The sequence below is a fragment of the Flavobacterium sp. 1355 genome (assembly GCF_017833415.1).
In the GTDB taxonomy this organism is placed as follows: domain Bacteria; phylum Bacteroidota; class Bacteroidia; order Flavobacteriales; family Flavobacteriaceae; genus Flavobacterium.
This window is the reverse complement of record NZ_JAFICC010000003.1, coordinates 180,098-198,650: the sequence shown is the minus strand read 5'-3', so window position 1 is coordinate 198,650 and position 18,553 is coordinate 180,098. Positions and strand designations below refer to the sequence as shown.

At 36.2% G+C, this 18,553-nt stretch carries 13 protein-coding genes; 8 read left to right on the top strand and 5 right to left on the bottom strand.

Annotated elements, in window-relative coordinates; all coding sequences use genetic code 11:
- Nucleotides 1–8: 8 nt before the first annotated feature.
- Genes JOD96_RS05070 through JOD96_RS05060 form a run of 3 tightly spaced genes read right to left on the bottom strand, consistent with a single transcriptional unit; the run spans nucleotide 9 to nucleotide 2,398 of the window.
- Nucleotides 9–1,145, bottom strand: a complete 1,137-nt coding sequence (locus JOD96_RS05070; protein WP_209563185.1) for an ABC transporter substrate-binding protein — start codon at nucleotides 1,143–1,145, stop codon at nucleotides 9–11.
- 50 nt (nucleotides 1,146–1,195) lie between these two features.
- The gene (locus tag JOD96_RS05065; RefSeq protein WP_209563184.1) at nucleotides 1,196–1,780 is read right to left on the bottom strand and encodes a phage tail protein; all 585 of its coding nucleotides are present in this window, start codon (nucleotides 1,778–1,780) and stop codon (nucleotides 1,196–1,198) included.
- 42 nt (nucleotides 1,781–1,822) lie between these two features.
- On the bottom strand, nucleotides 1,823–2,398 hold the full coding sequence (locus JOD96_RS05060; protein WP_209563183.1) for a phage tail protein: 576 nt from the start codon (nucleotides 2,396–2,398) through the stop codon (nucleotides 1,823–1,825).
- 482 nt (nucleotides 2,399–2,880) lie between these two features.
- On the opposite strand from JOD96_RS05060, the gene JOD96_RS05055 reads away from it, so the two are divergent.
- The 4 genes from JOD96_RS05055 to JOD96_RS05040 all read left to right on the top strand — a co-directional run bounded on the left by JOD96_RS05055 (nucleotide 2,881) and on the right by JOD96_RS05040 (nucleotide 6,081).
- Nucleotides 2,881–3,996, top strand: coding sequence for a PepSY-associated TM helix domain-containing protein (locus JOD96_RS05055; protein ID WP_245188349.1), 1,116 nt, complete (start codon nucleotides 2,881–2,883; stop codon nucleotides 3,994–3,996).
- 198 nt (nucleotides 3,997–4,194) lie between these two features.
- On the top strand, nucleotides 4,195–4,581 hold the full coding sequence (locus JOD96_RS05050; RefSeq protein ID WP_209563182.1) for a DoxX family protein: 387 nt from the start codon (nucleotides 4,195–4,197) through the stop codon (nucleotides 4,579–4,581).
- Nucleotides 4,582–4,687: 106 nt separating this feature from the next.
- On the top strand, nucleotides 4,688–5,122 hold the full coding sequence (locus JOD96_RS05045) for an META domain-containing protein (RefSeq protein WP_209563181.1): 435 nt from the start codon (nucleotides 4,688–4,690) through the stop codon (nucleotides 5,120–5,122).
- Between the two features lie 188 nt (nucleotides 5,123–5,310).
- Nucleotides 5,311–6,081, top strand: coding sequence for a Ku protein (locus JOD96_RS05040; protein ID WP_209563180.1), 771 nt, complete (start codon nucleotides 5,311–5,313; stop codon nucleotides 6,079–6,081).
- On the opposite strand, the gene ligD is transcribed toward JOD96_RS05040, so the two are convergent.
- The gene (gene ligD, locus JOD96_RS05035; RefSeq protein WP_209563179.1) at nucleotides 6,078–8,675 is read right to left on the bottom strand and encodes a DNA ligase D; all 2,598 of its coding nucleotides are present in this window, start codon (nucleotides 8,673–8,675) and stop codon (nucleotides 6,078–6,080) included. The two genes, JOD96_RS05040 and ligD, sit on opposite strands and share 4 nt — an antisense overlap.
- Complete coding sequence (locus tag JOD96_RS05030) at nucleotides 8,662–9,144, bottom strand: hypothetical protein (RefSeq protein WP_209563178.1); 483 nt, start codon at nucleotides 9,142–9,144, stop codon at nucleotides 8,662–8,664. The genes ligD and JOD96_RS05030 overlap by 14 nt, the downstream gene beginning before the upstream one ends.
- A gap of 542 nt (nucleotides 9,145–9,686) precedes the next feature.
- Here JOD96_RS05030 and JOD96_RS05025 point away from each other — a divergent pair.
- The 4 genes from JOD96_RS05025 (at nucleotide 9,687) to JOD96_RS05010 (ending at nucleotide 18,535) form a co-directional block, all read left to right on the top strand.
- Entirely contained in the window at nucleotides 9,687–10,070 is a 384-nt protein-coding gene (locus tag JOD96_RS05025) for a response regulator (RefSeq protein WP_209563177.1), read from the top strand.
- A 140-nt stretch (nucleotides 10,071–10,210) separates the two neighbouring features.
- Complete coding sequence (locus JOD96_RS05020; protein ID WP_209563176.1) at nucleotides 10,211–11,653, top strand: ATP-binding protein; 1,443 nt, start codon at nucleotides 10,211–10,213, stop codon at nucleotides 11,651–11,653.
- Between the two features lie 4 nt (nucleotides 11,654–11,657).
- Entirely contained in the window at nucleotides 11,658–12,089 is a 432-nt protein-coding gene (locus tag JOD96_RS05015) for a response regulator (protein WP_209563175.1), read from the top strand.
- 80 nt (nucleotides 12,090–12,169) lie between these two features.
- Nucleotides 12,170–18,535: a HAMP domain-containing protein gene (locus JOD96_RS05010; RefSeq protein WP_209563174.1), complete on the top strand. Its 6,366-nt coding sequence runs from the start codon at nucleotides 12,170–12,172 to the stop codon at nucleotides 18,533–18,535.
- Nucleotides 18,536–18,553: the final 18 nt, after the last annotated feature.

The following is an 18,553-nucleotide window of genomic DNA, read 5'->3' as shown; positions in this document are numbered from 1 at the left end:
GTTTTAGTTTAATGACATAAGTAAGCATTTTGCCAGCCGCCTAGTCTGACAGTTTCATTATATGAAGTAATAGCTTTAATAAAATGTCCGTCATTTGCTAATGTTTCTATTTTGCTAAAGCTTATATTACTTGAGGAATCTAAATTTAATTTGTATATATAATGATCAAATATTGTTCGGTTGGTATCCTTGTCAAATTGGATTTTTCCTCGTGGTCCCGAAATATTTAATTCATTGATCTCATTTATTAATGCATTAATCTGTGTCTCATTTTTAGTATTCAAAAGAATGTTTTTTAATATGAGGCCATTTTCATATCCTAAAATTGAAAATGCAGATGGACTTTCTGAATATGCTTTTTGGTATTCATTATCAAAATCAGGATTTTCACTGTTATTCTGAATCCATGACCCTACCACATATAACTCGTGTGGGGCATTTTTATATTGTTCCAGAATTTTTTCATTGATAAAAAAAGGAGTTACATAAAAAGGATACTTTTGGGTGATTTTGTTCTGATTAATAAAATCAGCATTTTCTTCGGCGTATAATCCGCTATAGAATGCAAAAACAGCATCAGGTTCCTGAGCTGTAATAGACTGATCCATATGTATAGCCTCATCTTCTCTGGGCATAAATGGTGTAATATAATGTCCGGAAAAATTTATATTTTCCTTGAAAGAGTGTTCAATGGCCGATAACAATCCGTAACCGGAATCATAATAAGAAGTTGAAGAAGCAATTTTCTGATAATTTTTTGACGTCAGGTAATTGCCTAAATGATAACAGGATTCTGTTAATGCCAATGAATTAATATAAACGCCTTTATACGTTAATGCGCCATAGGGCATAGTGGCTCCAAGATCTGATGCTATTAATAAAATGTCATTTTTTGATGCATATTCATAAACGTGTTTCATGTTATTATGACCAAAAAGGCCAATAATAATAGATACGTCTTCCTGAAAGTTCAATTTCTGAATTTTTTCAATGATCATTTTTTCGTCTGCACCAATACCAATACTTTCTACAAAGATTTTTACATCAAGGTTATTGAGTTTTAACCCTTTCATAAATTCTTTATCCAGAGTTGGGTATTGTTGCGATTTTGGAATTAAGATGCCTATTTTAATGTCGTTGGTCATAAAATTGATTTAAGGACAGAGGTAAAAAATACCTCTGTCAGTTTGGTTTATTAATTTCTGGAAGGAAAAATTCCTTCAACACAAATACTCATATAGATCCCTAAATATGGATTTCTAAGGCTAAAAGGCTGAGATCCCCCGGCAGAAGAAGTAGTACCGCTTATAGTAGAAGTTACACCACCAATCTGACTGGTTGTCGGCGGAGTAACCGGCTCGCTGTAAGCATTTGCAGCGTTTCCTCCGCTTGCAAATGAATTTGTACCATTATCACAGTCGTTTGTTACAGTACCTCCAGTTAGTGCGTTAATGACTGTAGTAACTGCTACTTGTCCCGTAGCAAGAGCATGAGTATGCGCAGGCAAATTATTTTGAGTCAAAGTAATGTTTTCTGTTCCGCCAGTTTGTCCTATAACAATAGGAGATAGTCCAGGCCCTGTTCCAGGATGTATAATAGTACGGCCTCTTAAGTCTGGTAATGCAAATGTGTTTTGACCATCACCACCATATATAGTTCCAAGTAAGGCAAATAGTGCACTGTTTTGTGATATAGATAGTAGTTGTCCGTTACAAAACATCCAGCCTCTTGGTGAAAAATTAAATCCAAATGCTTTTATTGTTCCTAAAAATTCTTCCATAATTATTTATTTATCGGTTAGTTTATTTTTTTATTGGTTTCGTTAATTTCTGGAAGGATAAATACCATTTAACAATATACAATGGTTCATTGCCAGATAAGGGTTTCTGATACTAAAGGGCATATTGTTACCAATAGGTGAAGTATTACCGCCAATTGTAGTGGTTATACCTCCAACACTTGAATTTGTTGCAATTGGTTCTGAATATATATTTGCTGTACTGTTTCCGCTTGCAAATGCATTTGTGCCATTATCAGAATCATTGGTTACTGTTCCGCCTGTGGTTGCGTTTATAACAGTTGTTACACTTGCTGCTCCATTGGTGATAGGATGAATGTGTATCGGCATAGTATTTATGTCCAAAGAAGCGTTTTCAGTACCGCCAACTTGTCCCCAGTTAATTGACATACCGCCTGACTGACCGGCACCTATCATTGATCGCCCTCTAAGATCGGGTAAGGCAAATGTATTCACGCCGTTACCGCCGTATGTTGTACCCAGTAATGAAAATAGTGCTGTATTTTGCGCTATTGCCACAGTTTGGCCGTTGCAAAGCGCCCAGTTATTTGGTGCAAAATCAAATGCAAAGATTTTAATGGTTCCCATTATTTCATCCATAATATTATAGTTTTGGTTTTTTGTTAGTACTTTTTCAGATATTATTTACAAATGAATAGTACTGATTTGAAGTTTCTTTCAGTACTACAGGGTTATTTGTAAGCTTTTACTTTAACAAAATTAGCTAAAGACTTGATTTTGAGGGCGAGTATTTATACCTGATTTTAACTCTTTATTTGTTGGAATATTCTTTCAATTAATTTTGAAAGAATATTTTAAATAAAAAGTTGTGTTTTTTATTTTCATATTAACTACAGAATTGAGCGCATTAATAACTGTGAAGTGCTGTTATGATTGGATTTTATAAGGAGACAAATACAAGTTTGTCATAATTTAAATGAAGCTTTTTGAAGTTTATTTTTTTAACATACCATTTTAAAATCTAACTTAATGGGAAATGCGTTGGAAAAAATTAACACTTCCAGATGTTTTCGGTTAGTCATTTAGTCGATATTATTTACATTTGGACTTTATTATAAATTATGACCAAAGGATTTAAGAAAGCAATAAGGCAAATACATTTGTGGCTCGGTTTAGCATCGGGCCTCATTGTTTTTATAGTTAGTATAACTGGATTTCTGTATGTTTTTGAAGAGGAAATTCGTGATTTTACACAAAAAGAGTATCTGCATGTTCCTGTAGAGGCCAAACCTTTTGTTGGTTTGCAATCTATTATAGAACGTTACCAACATGAGGAACCAAAGCAGAAGATAACTGCAATAAAAATAAATAAGGAAGAACCAAACGCTACGGTTCAGATTTCAAATAAAAAGAAAAAGACTTATTATTTTAATCCCTATAATGGAAATCTTGTTAACCAAAAAAGTGCAGACTGGCTCAATACCGTTCTGGAAATACACCGTACTTTATTGCTGGGAGATGTAGGTGAATTTATTCAGGGCTGGTCGGTTGTTATTTTCCTGATTATTTTGATTACGGGACTTATATTATGGTTTCCAAACCAGATGAGGCTGGTTAGACAATCGCTTAAAATAAAATGGAGTGGTTCTTTTAAAAGAGTCAACTACGATCTGCATCAGGTTTTAGGATTTTATGCTTCGATATTTTTGCTCCTTATTGCTTTCTCTGGAACTTATTTTGCATTTGACGGCTCTAAAAAAGCAGTCAGTTTTCTAACAGGATCAAAACTGCAAAAAGGTGACGAGGCTGTAAATACTGCAAAGATTGATTCTACAACTATTCCGGTGCGATATAATCGTATTTATGAAAGCGCAGACTCAAAATACCCGGGAGCATCTTCAATAACATTTTCTGTTAGAAAAACCGGAGAGCTTAGATTAAGATTGATTTATCCAAATAAATGGGCGACGGCAAGAAATCAGAATACTATTTTCTTTGATGGAAAAACGGGCGAGTTATTAAGAACGAAACTTTATAAAAATAATACTGCTGCAGATGTATATGAAGCCAGTAATTATGATTTGCATACCGGAGCTTTTTTTGGTCCTGGCGGGAAAATAATCTGGAGTATTGTGAGTTTGATCGGTGCATCGCTGCCGATAACCGGATTTATTATTTGGTGGAATAAAGGGAAGAAAAAGTCTAAGAAAGCTAAGGTGAAGCAGGTTTTAGCTTAAACTTCTTATGAAAATGAGTGCCCTAGCCCTGATAGTAGCGGCATCCTTTTGTGGTAGTCCCGAGGCTTCGGGAACCACAAAAGATACAGCGGATAGCAGGAAATAGCTCCTGATAATTTAAACTGATTCGTAAAATAAAAATTGTATTTTAGTTGCATCACAAACCTAATTTTAATTAATAACCAAAAACAGATTATTATGATTTCAAAAAACACAGACATTGGATTACTAGTTTTACGTATCAGCATTGGAGGTTTAATGCTTTTTCATGGAGTGGCAAAAATACTGCACGGAATTTCATTTTTAACCGAAAATATGGGAGTAATCGGTTATGCAGTTTATATTGGTGAAGTTTTGGCTCCGTTGGCTATTTTATTGGGCTGGCGTACTAAAATTGCTTCTTTGGTTTTTGCTGTTAACTGTATCGTGGCAATTGCTGTTGCGCATGCTCAGGATATTTTTTCTATCAGTGACCACGGAGGTTATGCCCTCGAATTGCTAATGCTCTATATATTAGGGGCAGTCGCATTATTTTTTACAGGTGCAGGAAAATATGCTGTTTCGACAACTAACAAATGGGACTAGCTATTTGAAGTTTATGTTAAATATGATGATTTAAAAAATGCTTTTTCAAAGTTAATTGGTAACTTTAATCTCGAAAACTAATTTTATTAATATTAAAAAGACATTTATGAAAAAGTATATAATTGCTATTCTTTCTATTTCAACGTTATTACTAAATTCCTGTATGGCAACTAAAGATTCTAAAAGTGACGCTGGTATTTATGGTACTACCTGGGAACTGGACTATATTTCGGGACCAAGAATTGCTTTTGAAGGATTATATCCGGATAAAAAACCACAAATTACTTTTGATGAAAAAGAAAAAAACGTACATGGTAATAGTGGCTGCAACGGATATAGCGCACCATTTACCCTAACCGGAAAATCGTTGACTTTTGGAGAGCCGGGACCAGCTACAATGATGTTTTGTGAAGGTGGAGGAGAACAGCAATTTTTACAGCAAATCAAGAAAACAACAAGTTACTCTATTGATAAAGATGGAAAACTAAATTTAATAATGGGCGATGTTCCTATGATGAGGTTTAAAAAAGTAGCTAAATAATATTTTGATTTTAAAATCAGAAAAGGGGATTGATTAGTCAGTCCCCTTTTTTTATTCCTTTCTGTTGAAGTTTTGTAATAATCAGTTTGTAATCATATAAATGGATGAGGCTTAGTATGAATTAATTTTATTAGAATCTAAAAGTGTCTGGCTTTTAAATTATTAATTCATATAAAAACAGTAAAATCATGAGATCAATTTGGACAGGATCAATCAGTTTTGGTTTAATTAATATTCCGATAAAAATATATTCTGCCGTACAGGAAAGCAGTCTTGATATGGATATGCTGGATAAATCGGATCACGCTAATATCAAATTCAAAAGAGTCAATGAAAAAACAGGTAAGGAAGTCACATTTTCAGACATTGTAAAAGGATATAGAATTGACGATAAATATGTAATTCTGGATGAAGAAGATTTTGCTGCAGCAGATGCTTATAAAACAAAAACCATTGACATACAAAGTTTTGCTTCTGAAGACGAAATAGACAGTATTTATTATGAACAGCCTTATTATCTGGAGCCGGACAAAGGCGCTATGAAAGCATATGCTTTGCTCAGAGATGCACTTAAGGCTTCGGGAAAGGTAGGGGTAACAAGCTTTGTAATGCGTAACAAAGAAGGTCTTGCTATTTTGAAACCGTATAAAAACCTTATCCTTTTGAATCGAATTCGTTTTGAGCAGGAAATCAGAGATACATCAGAAATAAAACTTCCTGAAGCTTCTAAAAAAGGAAAAGAAATGGATATGGCAGAAAAGTTAATAGAACAGCTTACAGAAAAATTTGATATCAGTGCGTTTAAGGATGAATATACAGACAAGCTTTTGAAAATCATTAAAAATAAAGCAAAAGGCAAAAAAGCTTCAGCACCTAAATTAAAAGTCGTTCACAAACAAAGTGATGATTTAATGGAGATGCTAAAAGCCAGTTTGGAGAAAAAGAAAAAATCGTCTTAACTTTCTTTTCGGTTTTCGAGTTTATGCAAAATCTTTTTAATATTTACTCCTTTGCCAATAACGGGCTGCCATAAATCACCCGTTTTTTCAAAACGTTTCAGGACATTTTTGATAGTAAATTGTGAAGGATGTAATTTTTCATTTACTTCTTCCCATTTTAGCGGGGTAGAAACAGTTGCGCCGGGTTTTGGTCTTACAGAATAAGGTGCTGCCAAAGTTTGTCCGCGTCTGTTTTGCAGAAAATCGATATAAATTTTGTGGTTTCTTTTCTTAATTGTACGCTCTAATGAGGTAGTTTCAGGAAGTCTTTGCTGTACTTCATGAGCTATCATTTCGGCCAGGATTTTTATGGTATCATAATCGTATTGGGCACCAAGCGGAATATATACATGCAATCCGGTTGCACCCGATGTTTTGCAGTAACACTCAGTTTCCAGCTCATCCATCACTTCTTTTACGGTCAGTGCCGTTTTTACCACTTCTTTAAAATCCTCTTTTTCGGGATCAATATCAATCACAAGCCAGTCCGGATTTTCAATATGTTTTATGGTCGAATTCCACGGGTTTATATCAATGCATCCCAAATTTGCCATATACAGCAAAGTTTGTTTATCATTGCAAAGCAGATAATCTAAATATTCATCATTTGATTCTGAAAACACTTTTTTGGTTTTTAACCAGGACGGAATCTTATCAACATCTACATCTTTTTGGTAAAAACTCGGGCCATTGATTCCGTTCGGAAAACGATTCATAGACTGCGGACGGTCTTTGAGATAAGGCAGAATTAATTCTGAAACTTCATTATAATATTGAACAATTTCACCTTTTGTAATATTATCATCAGGAAAATAGATTTTGTTTTGATTGGTAAGATGCAAAGTAGTTTTGCCAATTTTTAAATCAAAATCATTTTTGGTTTCTTTGGTTGAGGTTGTAGTTTCCATAATTTCTTTTTTTGATTGTTGAGGAGTTACCGTATTTGAGGGTACAAACACTTCACTCGCTTTTTTATCTATTCGCAGACCCAGAAAAACAGGATGTCTGAGATGTTTGTCCTGTGTCCATTCAGAGAATTTTACCTGACAAATTAATTTTGGTTTTACCCATTGAATTTTATCCCTGAGGTTTACTTTTTCTGCCAAAGGTGATTTTTGAACGAAAAGAGGTTTTAGTTTGGTGTACAATTCCTTTAAGGTTTCGTCGTTAAAACCGGTACCGCATTTTCCTATAAACTGAAGTCTTTTGCCATAATATTGTCCAAGAAGTATTGAGCCAAAGAATTTTCGTGAATTTTTTGGTTCCGTAACTCCAATAATAATTGCTTCTTCTACATTGCTTACTTTAATTTTTAACCAGTCATTGGTTCGTTTATCAGGTAAGTAAGTGCTGCTGGCTTTTTTGGCTATAATGCCTTCGCTTTTGTTTTTAATAGCCAGTTCAAATTGCGCTATGCCTTTTTCATTATAATGTTCCGAATAGAACACATTTGTAAAAGGGTATTTATTAAAAAGGATTTTGAGTAACTCTTTGCGTTCCAATAAGGATAATTCTGTTATACTATTGCCGTCAAGATTAAGTAAATCAAATACATAATATTTTAAATTGCCTTTTTTTGTTTTAATGTAATTCTGAAGCAATTGAAAATCGGCTTTTCCTTCATCGTCTTCTACAACAATTTCGCCATCTAAAACCACAACATGATCAACTCTTCTTAAATCTTCGGCCACAGGCGCAAAATAAGTATTAAACGGAAGCTCATTTCTGCTAAACAACTGAACTTCATTTGGATTAATTACAGCAATTGTCCTGTATCCGTCATATTTATTTTCGAACACCCATGCTTCGTCATCAAAAGCTTTATCGGTCGTTTTGGCCAGCATTGGTTTTAGAAAAACGGCTTTTTCTGTCGCAGCAGCTACTTTTGCCTGCTTCTTTTTAGCGGAAGCTGAATGATGTTCTTCATCTTTATCTTCTTCACTATCAGAAGCAGTTTTTTTCTCGTCCGCCTCTGCCATCTTTTGCGTATTTTTTTCTAACTCTTCGAGAGTTCTTTTAGACAAAACCGATTTGTTTTTTTTTAATATATCAGTATCGTTGGCATATTTGTCTTTTTTCTTAATTAACAGCCAGGCGTTTTCCTGTTTGCCTTTTAACTGAACCAGAGAAAATTCTCCTTTTAATTTTTCTCCTTTTAGGATAAAACTCAAGCGTCCTTTTTTTATGCCTTCCAGTAATGTTTTTTCTGCCGATTTGGTTTCTTCTGCAGGAGTATAAGTTCCGTTATCCCATACAATTACATTTCCTGCACCGTAATTTCCCTCTGGAATACTGCCTTCAAAATCTTTGTAACTGTAAGGATGATCTTCAACCATCATCGCCAGACGCTTATCATCAGGATTCATAGAAGGACCTTTGGGAACTGCCCAGCTTTTGAGAACGCCATTTACCTCAAGTCTGAAATCATAATGCAAATGTGAGGCTGCATGTTTTTGTACCACAAATATCAGTTCACTTGCCGACTTTCCGATTTTACCTTTTGGTTCCTGAGTTTGTTTAAAATCTCTTTTCTGATTGTATTTAGATAGTGACATAAGTATTGGTTAATAATAAAACAGTTAGTGAAAGATAATAAGCCGCTGCGGCAACCAACCCAAATATAACATGTGCAAAAAACAGCTGGATGTAGTAACCTTTAAAATCAATAGCCGGTTTGTATCTGGCGATCTTAAACATGATTACCCAGCCTAAAATACCGATTATACCGCTGATTGCACCTAGCAAAAGCGCTGTTAAAACAGTTAAGGGCAAAATGTTATTAACCCATAATAAATGATATCCTATTACGAATAAAAGTCCAATAATATAGTGTATCAGCCACGCCAGCATTTTCTTTGTTCCGGCAGACAATTCCAGTTTTAATTGTGCCAGCAAAAAAGTCAGCAAAACCGGTTCTTTATATAGTTCTCTAAAACTAGCCGACACTGCATAGCTAAAGAATGTCATGGCAGAAGTTGCCGCAATTGAAACTATTAAGATTTGTAAAATAGTAGAGATATCCATAAAGTCTGTTTTTTGAAATTAAAATGAGATTGGGCTAAAACTGATTTAGGATAAAGTTAAAATCATCAATAGGATTTTATTTACAGAATTAATATTTCTAATTATATAATTATCAGCATACTAAAAAATGATAGTTGTCAAACTACAATTCAGGCATTTTTTGTATAGTGTGAATAATATAAATCTGAAATGAAATTATATAAATTGTTCAGAATTTCGGATAATAAATTTGTCTGCCATATTACTGTTGTTTTAGGTTTCTGATATGTGAAAATTTTAATGCCTGAATGAAAAAAGTTTAAATAAAATTTGTTAAAAAGCATAATAAAAAGCTTCAATTATAAATAAGAAACAACGAAAAATAACTAATAAAAAGTAGTACATTTGATATGTTGATGAAACGTTGTTAGCGTTTAAGAGTCATCAAAATCCAGTTTTTTTCATTAGAATATTATTAAGAATCTTGAGGATATCCTGAACAAGGTAAACCCGTTAAGCTTTTGCTTTCCTTTGATTTTATATTTAAAACTTAAGATTGACTTATGATTTATAAAAATATACTACAGATCGATGATGATTGTGATGACTGTGAATTGTTCATGGAAGCACTGGAAGAGATTTCTTCTGCCCAATATACTGCGATATACGACCCTGTAGAAGCACTTAGAAGGCTGATGAAATACGAAATTACACCTGATGTTATATTTCTTGACTTAAATATGCCTATAATGTCCGGTATTGAGTTTTTGACAGAAATTAAAAAACAGGAAAAATTAAAAGAAATTCCGGTTATTATTTTTTCCACTTCGCAACTGGACTACATTATCAATGAAGCCAAAGATTATGGCGCTCAGGATTTTATTTCAAAACCAAATAATTTTAATGACTTAAAGAGCATTTTGAGTAAATACACTATAGCAGATTAGTAAAAATGTTATAAGGTTATAGCTACAGAAGTTTGTCTTTTGTTGCCCTTTAAATTATTAGTTGAGATTTTATTTTTTTTACTATTTTTATTCCACACCAAAAATCCTATGATTGTGATATGCTTTTTAATTTTATTTAGATGAAATTATCGACTCAAATTCTTGTTGCATTTACGCTGGTAATTTTATTGTCTGTAGCAGATTCATATACAAATTACAGGCTGTCAAAAAAGGTATATCTCAATTCTCAGTTTCTTGCGAAATCTGAAGAAATAATTCGTAACTCTAATAAGACACACAAAACAATCATCGAAATGCAAAGCGCCTTTAGAGGATACCTGCTCACCGATGATAAGACATTTCTTGATTCTTATTTTGCAGGACTTAAAAAAGTACCGGATTTAATAAAAGACCAGAAAATCCGCATTGGCAGTAATAACACACAGCGTTCAATTTTAGACTCTATAAGTTTAATGCATAACAGCTGGCAGCGTTATTCTGAGCAAATCATAAAATCCCGTAAAGAAAGGCCCGATGCATACATGAACCTTTTTGAGAGTTCATTGAAAAAATACGTTGGAAAAAAGATAAACGACGATATAGCCAAAAAATTTACAAGATTTGACAGAATAGAATATAAAAGGAGGAAACATCATACTGATATGTTGCTGGAATCATTACGATATGCAAGAACTTATTCGCTAATATTCCTTATGCTGACGATAACTGTTGGTATGCTGAGCACCATGTTTATAATGTATGTAACAAACAAAAGGATTACATCAATGGTTCGACTTGCCGAAAATATCTCAAAAGGAAATTTTACAATAGTAAAAGATACAAGAAATGATGAACTGACAGCATTGGCAACTTCTCTAAATACGATGTCGGGCAAGCTGGACAAGAATATCCATGAACTAAAAAACAGAAACGCCGAGCTTAATAAATTTGCGTATGTAGTTTCTCATGACCTTAAAGCACCCATTCGCGGTATTCATAATGTGGTCAGCTGGATAGAAGAAGATCTTGAAGACGAATTGTCACCAGAACTTAAAAGATATCTAAAAATTATTCCGCAGAAAACAAAACGTATGGAAGCACTTATCAATGGGTTACTTGATTTTGCAAGATTAAATGTAAAAGCTTCTCCCGAATATATTGATACAAATGCGATGGTACATGAAATTGCAGATTCTATTGTTCCCAGAAATTTTAGGCTGGAAATAGGGACTCTTCCCAATTTATTTACAGAAAGAATTAAATTAGAGCAGGTATTTACAAATCTCATTAGTAATGCGGTGAAATACACGCCACATGATCACGGATTAATTCAGATAAGCTGTCAGACTTTTATGCATTTTCATGAATTCTCTGTAAAAGATAATGGAATTGGAATCGCCCGCGAGTACCATCAGAAAATATTTGAAATATTTCAGACGCTTCGGGAGCAAAATGAAGAAGAAAGTACAGGAGTGGGACTGGCGATTGTAAAGAAAATAATTGATGACCATCAGGAATATATTACCCTTAAATCAGAATTAGGAAAAGGTACCGAGTTTATCTTTACCTGGAGAAATAATTAAGTTTATGAAAAAACCAACAATTTTACTTATTGAAGATGACGAGCTCGATATAATAAGTGTAGAAAGATCTTTAAAGAAAATAGAAAGTGAATATGAATTGCACACCGCTTACAACGGAATTGAGGCATTGAGACTTTTAAGAGACCCAAATGTAGGTTTACGGCCAGACGTTGTACTGTTGGATATTAACATGCCCAGAATGAACGGAATTGAATTTTTGAAAGTAATCAGGGAAGATGAGCAGCTTAAACATTTAAAAGTTTTTATAATGACGACTTCTTCAGAAATTAACGATCGGTCGGAGGCAGAAAAACTGGGGATTTCAGGTTACATTATAAAACCCCTCAACTATACTGAAAACACAAAAAGATCAGATTCTATGGATGCCTTTGTGCAATTTCATTTGAGAAAAATATTACTTGACGCAAGTAATTAAAATATACCGGTTTTGCTTGACCAAATTTAAGCAGTTGTAAAAGTGTCAGATTTTTTAAACATTCGATAAAGAGTTGAGAAATGAAAAAAGTTAAAAAAAATAAAGCCGAAGAGAATCAGGACGCAGTTATCGTGCTTCCGGTTGTAGCTGGAGAAAAGCTTCCGAAAACAAAAAGGAAGAAAGAAGAAGAGGAAGAAGAATCGATTTTGACAGATGCAGAATTTTTGAAAATTCTGTTGAAAGTAAAAAACGGAAATTTTACACAGCGTTTTCCAACCGATCAAAATGGTACAAAAAGATCCATTTGCGACACTTTAAACGAAATTATCGATCTTAACGAACGTATGGTTTTTGAGTTTCAGAAAGTTGGTAAGAGCATCGGTAAACAAGGAAAATTAACCAACCGTGTTGCACTGGACGGAGCAAGAGGCTCATGGAGTTCCTGTGTTGATTCGGTAAATACACTGATATCAGATCTTGTGCATCCAACAATTGAGATTGCACACGTAATCACCTCGGTAGCAAAAGGAAATTTATCTCAGGAAATGCCGCTTTCTATTGAAGGAAACCCGCTTCAGGGAGAATTCTTAAGGATTGCCAAAGAGGTAAACGGAATGGTAAAACAGCTGAACCTTTTCTCAATGGAGGTAACACGTGTGGCACGTGAGGTAGGTACAGAAGGTAAGCTGGGAGGTCAGGCAAAAGTAAGAGGAGTTGGTGGAGTTTGGAAAGACTTGACAGACTCGGTAAATAAAATGGCATCTAACTTAACAGGTCAGGTACGTAATATTGCCGATGTAACAACAGCGGTAGCAAAAGGTGACCTTTCTAAAAAAATTACCGTAGACGTAAAAGGAGAAATCCTTGAGCTAAAAAATACCATCAATACCATGGTGGATCAGCTGAACTCATTTTCATCTGAGGTAACCCGTGTAGCAAGAGAGGTAGGAACAGAAGGAAAACTGGGAGGTCAGGCACAGGTAAAAGGAGTTGGGGGAACCTGGAAAGATTTAACAGATTCCGTTAACCAAATGGCATCCAACTTAACGGGGCAGGTGCGTAATATTGCCGATGTAACAACCGCGGTAGCAAAAGGGGATTTGTCTAAAAAGATTACCGTAGACGTAAAAGGAGAAATCTTAGAATTAAAAAACACCATCAATACCATGGTGGATCAGCTGAACTCGTTTTCTTCTGAGGTAACCCGTGTGGCCGTAGAGGTAGGTTCTGAAGGAAAACTGGGAGGTCAGGCCAAAGTAAGAGGAGTTGGTGGGGTTTGGAAAGATTTGACCGACTCGGTAAACCAGATGGCATCCAACTTGACAGGTCAGGTACGTAATATTGCCGAGGTAACAACCGCGGTAGCAAAAGGAGATTTATCTAAAAAAATTACAGTAAACGTTGCGGGAGAAATCCTGGAGCTAAAAAATACGATTAATACCATGGTGGATCAGCTGAACTCCTTTGGTGCCGAGGTAACCCGTGTGGCACGTGAGGTAGGTTCAGAAGGAAAACTGGGAGGTCAGGCAAAAGTAAAAGGAGTTGGGGGAACCTGGAAAGATTTAACCGATTCGGTGAATCAGATGGCATCGAACCTAACCGGTCAGGTACGTAATATTGCCGAGGTAACAACCGCCGTGGCCAATGGAGATTTATCGAAAAAGATTACGGCTGTAGCCGAAGGAGAAATCCTGGAGCTGAAGAAAACCATCAATACGATGGTGGATCAGCTGAACTCATTTTCATCAGAGGTTACACGTGTGGCACTTGAGGTAGGAACGGAAGGAAAACTGGGAGGTCAGGCAAAAGTAAAAGGAGTCGGAGGAACCTGGAAAGATTTAACAGATTCCGTTAACCAAATGGCATCGAACTTAACCGGTCAGGTACGTAATATTGCCGAGGTAACCACAGCGGTAGCAAAAGGAGATTTATCACGTCAGATTACCGTAGACACAAAAGGAGAGATCCTTGAGCTTAAAAATACGATTAATACCATGGTGGGGCAGCTGAACTCGTTTGCATCAGAGGTAACCCGTGTGGCACGTGAGGTAGGAACCGAAGGAAAACTGGGAGGACAGGCGCAGGTTGAAGGTGTTGGTGGAACATGGAAAGATTTGACCGATTCGGTAAACCAGATGGCATCGAATCTTACTGGTCAGGTACGTAATATTGCCGAGGTAACAACAGCGGTAGCAAAAGGAGATTTATCATTACAAATTACAGTAGACGTAAAAGGAGAAATCCTTGAACTTAAAAACACAATTAATACCATGGTGGATCAGCTTCGAGGCTTTGCTTCGGAGGTAACCCGTGTGTCAAGAGAGGTAGGAACCGAAGGAAAACTGGGAGGTCAGGCAAATGTACCGGGAGTTGCCGGAACCTGGAAAGATTTAACAGATTCGGTGAACCAGATGGCGGGTAACCTGACCGCTCAGGTACGTAATATTGCCGATGTGGCGATTGCCGTGGCAAATGGAGATATGTCCCGAAAAATTACTGTAGACGTGCGTGGTGAGATTCTTCAGTTAAAGGAAACCTTGAACACGATGGTGGATCAGTTAAGGGAGTTTGCATCTGAGGTTACGCGTGTGGCCCGTGAGGTAGGAACCGAAGGAAAACTGGGAGGACAGGCAAATGTGCCGGGTGTTGCCGGAACGTGGAAAGATTTAACAGATTCGGTTAACCAGATGGCGGGTAACTTAACGACACAGGTACGTAATATTGCAGAGGTAACCATTGCGGTAGCAAACGGGGATATGTCCAAGAAGATTACTGCCGACGTTCGTGGAGAAATCCTTCAATTAAAAGAGACGGTAAATACAATGGTGGATCAGCTTCGTGCCTTCGCATCAGAGGTAACCCGTGTGGCGCGTGAGGTTGGTACCGACGGTAAACTGGGCGGACAAGCATTCGTACCGGGAGTTGCCGGAACCTGGAAAGATTTAACAGATTCGGTGAACCAGATGGCATCGAACCTAACGGATCAGGTGCGTAATATTGCTGAGGTTACAAAAGCCGTAGCAAATGGTGACCTTTCAAAACCGATTACGGTAGACGTAAAAGGGGAAATTCTGGATCTGAAAAACACTTTTAACACGATGGTAGAACAGCTGAACTCGTTTGCATCTGAGGTAACCCGTGTGGCGCGTGAGGTTGGTACAGAGGGAAAACTGGGAGGACAATCGGAAGTAAAAGGGGTTGCAGGAACATGGAAAGATTTAACAGATTCGGTTAACTTAATGGCTTCGAATTTAACGTCGCAAGTACGTGGAATCGCAAAAGTTGTAACTTCAGTAGCAAAAGGAAACTTAAAACAAAAACTATCTATTGATGCCAAAGGAGAGGTAGCACAATTGACAGATACAATCAACGAAATGATTGATACACTGGCAACCTTCTCTGATCAGGTAACAACCGTGGCACGTGAGGTAGGAGCAGAAGGAAAACTGGGAGGCCAGGCAAATGTACCGGGAGCTTCGGGAACGTGGAAAAACTTAACAGAAAACGTAAACCAGCTTGCGGCAAACTTAACGACTCAGGTACGTGCGATTTCTGAGGTAGCGTCTGCGGTAACACAAGGAGATTTAACACGAACAATTGGTGTTGAAGCAAAAGGTGAGGTAGAAGCCTTAAAAGATACTATTAACCAGATGATTTCGAACCTGAAAGCAACAACTTTACGTAATCAGGAACAAGACTGGCTGAAATCGAATTTAGCGAAGTTTACACAAATGCTTCAGGGGCAGAAAGAATTGAATTCGGTTACCAAAAAAATCCTTTCGGAGCTGGCAACGGTTGTAACAGCACAGCACGGATTGTTTTATATTTTACAGGAAGATGAAGATTTCATGGATTCTAAACTGAATCTGATTGCTTCTTACGCTTATATAAAAAGAAAAAATTCCCCAACGCAATATGCAATGGGAGAAGGACTTATCGGTCAGGTAGCGATTGAAAAAGAAAGAATAATTTTGAGTAATGTTCCAAAAGATTATATCAGAATCAACTCAGGATTGGGAGATGCAAAACCTCAGGACGTAATTATTCTTCCGGTTTTGTTTGAAGGAAAACTTAAAGCGGTTATTGAGCTGGCATCACTTGATACATTCAGTCAGACACACTTAGATTTCCTTGAAGGGTTGACAGAAAGTATTGGAATCGTATTAAATACAATTGAATCGAATTCAAGAACAGAAGAACTTTTGGTACAATCCCAATCTTTGGCAGGAGAGCTGAAAAGCCAGCAGGAAGTATTGAAAAATACCAACGAAGAACTGGAAGAAAAAGCATTCCTTCTGGCCAACCAAAAAGAAGAGGTAGAGTTGAAAAACCAAGAGGTTGAGGTAGCGAGAAAAGCCTTGGAAGAAAAAGCAGACCAGTTAACTCTAACATCCAAATACAAATCAGAGTTCCTGGCAAATATGTCACACGAATTAAGAACGCCGCTAAACAGTTTGCAGATTTTGGCAAATGAATTAATTGCGAACCGTGACGGAAATTTATCTGAAAAACAAATTCAGTTTGCCAAAACAATCAACTCATGCGGAGATGACCTTATTCAGTTAATTAATGACATTCTGGATTTATCTAAAATTGAGTCAGGTTATATTTCGGTAGATTACAATCCGATTAGTTTTGCAGAAATCAGCCGATTTGTAGAATCTACTTTTAATCCAATTTCTGAGGCCAAGCATCTTCGATTTACGATTAGCATGGATGAAGAACTTCCGGAACAAATAGAAACCGATTCACAAAGGTTAAATCAGATTTTAAAAAACCTGTTATCAAATTCCTTCAAATTTACTGAGAAAGGAGAAGTTCAGCTTAAAATATACAAAGCAAATAATAACTGGAAAACCGCAAATGCAAGCCTTGACACAGCAGAAGCCGTAGTAGCTTTTGAAATTTCAGATTCAGGTATTGGTATTTCCAAAGAAAAACAAAACATTATTTTCGAAGCTTTCCAACAGGCAGAAGGTTCTACCAGCCGTAAGTATGGAGGTACAGGACTAGGATTATCCATCAGCCGCGGACTTTCTGATTTATTGGGAGGAAGCATTGAGCTTGAAAGTGAGACAAATGTAGGAAGTAAATTTACATTGTTCCTCCCGCTGAAATATGTTCATCTTTCTGAAATAGAAAATATTACTGTAAATGAAGAAACCGATGTAAAAGGAAAAATAAAATCATTACCTTCCGAAAAATTCAACAGGTCTGATATAGATTTGTTCTTTGTCGATGAGGTTGGCGATGACAGAACCGATATTAAGCCGGACGACAAGGTATTGTTAATTGCTGAAGATAATCTGACTTTTGCAAAAATCATGCTCGAACAGGCTCATATTAATGGCATTAAGGCTATCGTGACCACAAAAGGAAATGATGTCATTGATTTTATAAATCAGTTTAATCCGCACGCTATAACGATGGACCTGAATATGCCCGATACAAGCGGATGGAAAATTCTGGACAGATTAAAAACAGACTTTAACCTGCGTCATATTCCTGTTTATATTATTTCCGGAGAAGATGAAAGAAATAAAGGACTTAAGCGCGGAGCAAGAAACTTTTTCCTTAAACCGGTAAAAAACGATTCGCTGACGTATTTGTTTAATGATATTCATGATTTTAAAAATAAAAAAACAAAAAATCTGCTTGTTGTAGATGATAATCAGGCAGAACTGGACAGAATATTAAATGCCGTAGACGGAGATGATATTTTTGTTTACAGTGCCAGATCAGCGACAGAAGCTGTTGCCCTGATTCGCGATCATTCATTTGATTGTATTATTTTAGATTTAAAATTACCGGATGCAGATGGTCTTGATATTATAACCGATCTTGAAAATAATCTTGCTGGGCAGGAAACAGCAATTATTATACATTCTGCCGGTGACGTGACCAAAAAGCAAAAAACAAAACTAAACAGATTTGCGCACAGTATTATTACCAAAAGCGCCAATTCTATTGATGAACTTATTGATCAGACCGCTTTGTTTATGCATCGTGTACACAAAGAATTACCTGACGCAATGAGAGAGACTATAGAATCGTTTTATTTAAAAGAAGACGTTCTTCCGGGTAAAAAAGTATTACTGGTCGATGATGATGTCCGTAATCTTTTTGCCCTGACAACAGCCTTAGAGCGTTATGGCCTGGATGTTATCAGTGCAGAAAGCGGTCAGGAAGCTATTGATATCCTGAATGAAAACAAAACAATTGATATTGTCCTTATGGATATTATGATGCCTGAAATGGACGGATATGAAACAATGAAACGCATTAGAAAAGATGAAAAACACAAAGATTTAACTATCATTGCAGTAACAGCAAAAGCTATGAAAGGCGACAGGCAGCGTTGTATAGAATCAGGGGCCTCAGATTATATGACAAAACCCGTTAACGTAGAGCAATTGTCTTCGCTCATGCGTGTATGGCTTAAATAATAATTTTATTCAATTTAA

Coding starts and splice junctions, on each gene's coding strand:
- JOD96_RS05025 (WP_209563177.1), top strand. CDS start 9,687: ATGATTTATAAAAATATACTACAGATCGATGATGATTGTGATGACTGT.
- JOD96_RS05020 (WP_209563176.1), top strand. CDS start 10,211: ATGAAATTATCGACTCAAATTCTTGTTGCATTTACGCTGGTAATTTTA.
- JOD96_RS05070 (WP_209563185.1), bottom strand. CDS start 1,145: ATGACCAACGACATTAAAATAGGCATCTTAATTCCAAAATCGCAACAA.
- ligD (WP_209563179.1), bottom strand. CDS start 8,675: ATGTCACTATCTAAATACAATCAGAAAAGAGATTTTAAACAAACTCAG.
- JOD96_RS05065 (WP_209563184.1), bottom strand. CDS start 1,780: ATGGAAGAATTTTTAGGAACAATAAAAGCATTTGGATTTAATTTTTCA.
- JOD96_RS05015 (WP_209563175.1), top strand. CDS start 11,658: ATGAAAAAACCAACAATTTTACTTATTGAAGATGACGAGCTCGATATA.
- JOD96_RS05040 (WP_209563180.1), top strand. CDS start 5,311: ATGAGATCAATTTGGACAGGATCAATCAGTTTTGGTTTAATTAATATT.
- JOD96_RS05010 (WP_209563174.1), top strand. CDS start 12,170: ATGAAAAAAGTTAAAAAAAATAAAGCCGAAGAGAATCAGGACGCAGTT.
- JOD96_RS05045 (WP_209563181.1), top strand. CDS start 4,688: ATGAAAAAGTATATAATTGCTATTCTTTCTATTTCAACGTTATTACTA.
- JOD96_RS05055 (WP_245188349.1), top strand. CDS start 2,881: ATGACCAAAGGATTTAAGAAAGCAATAAGGCAAATACATTTGTGGCTC.
- JOD96_RS05060 (WP_209563183.1), bottom strand. CDS start 2,398: ATGGATGAAATAATGGGAACCATTAAAATCTTTGCATTTGATTTTGCA.
- JOD96_RS05050 (WP_209563182.1), top strand. CDS start 4,195: ATGATTTCAAAAAACACAGACATTGGATTACTAGTTTTACGTATCAGC.
- JOD96_RS05030 (WP_209563178.1), bottom strand. CDS start 9,144: ATGGATATCTCTACTATTTTACAAATCTTAATAGTTTCAATTGCGGCA.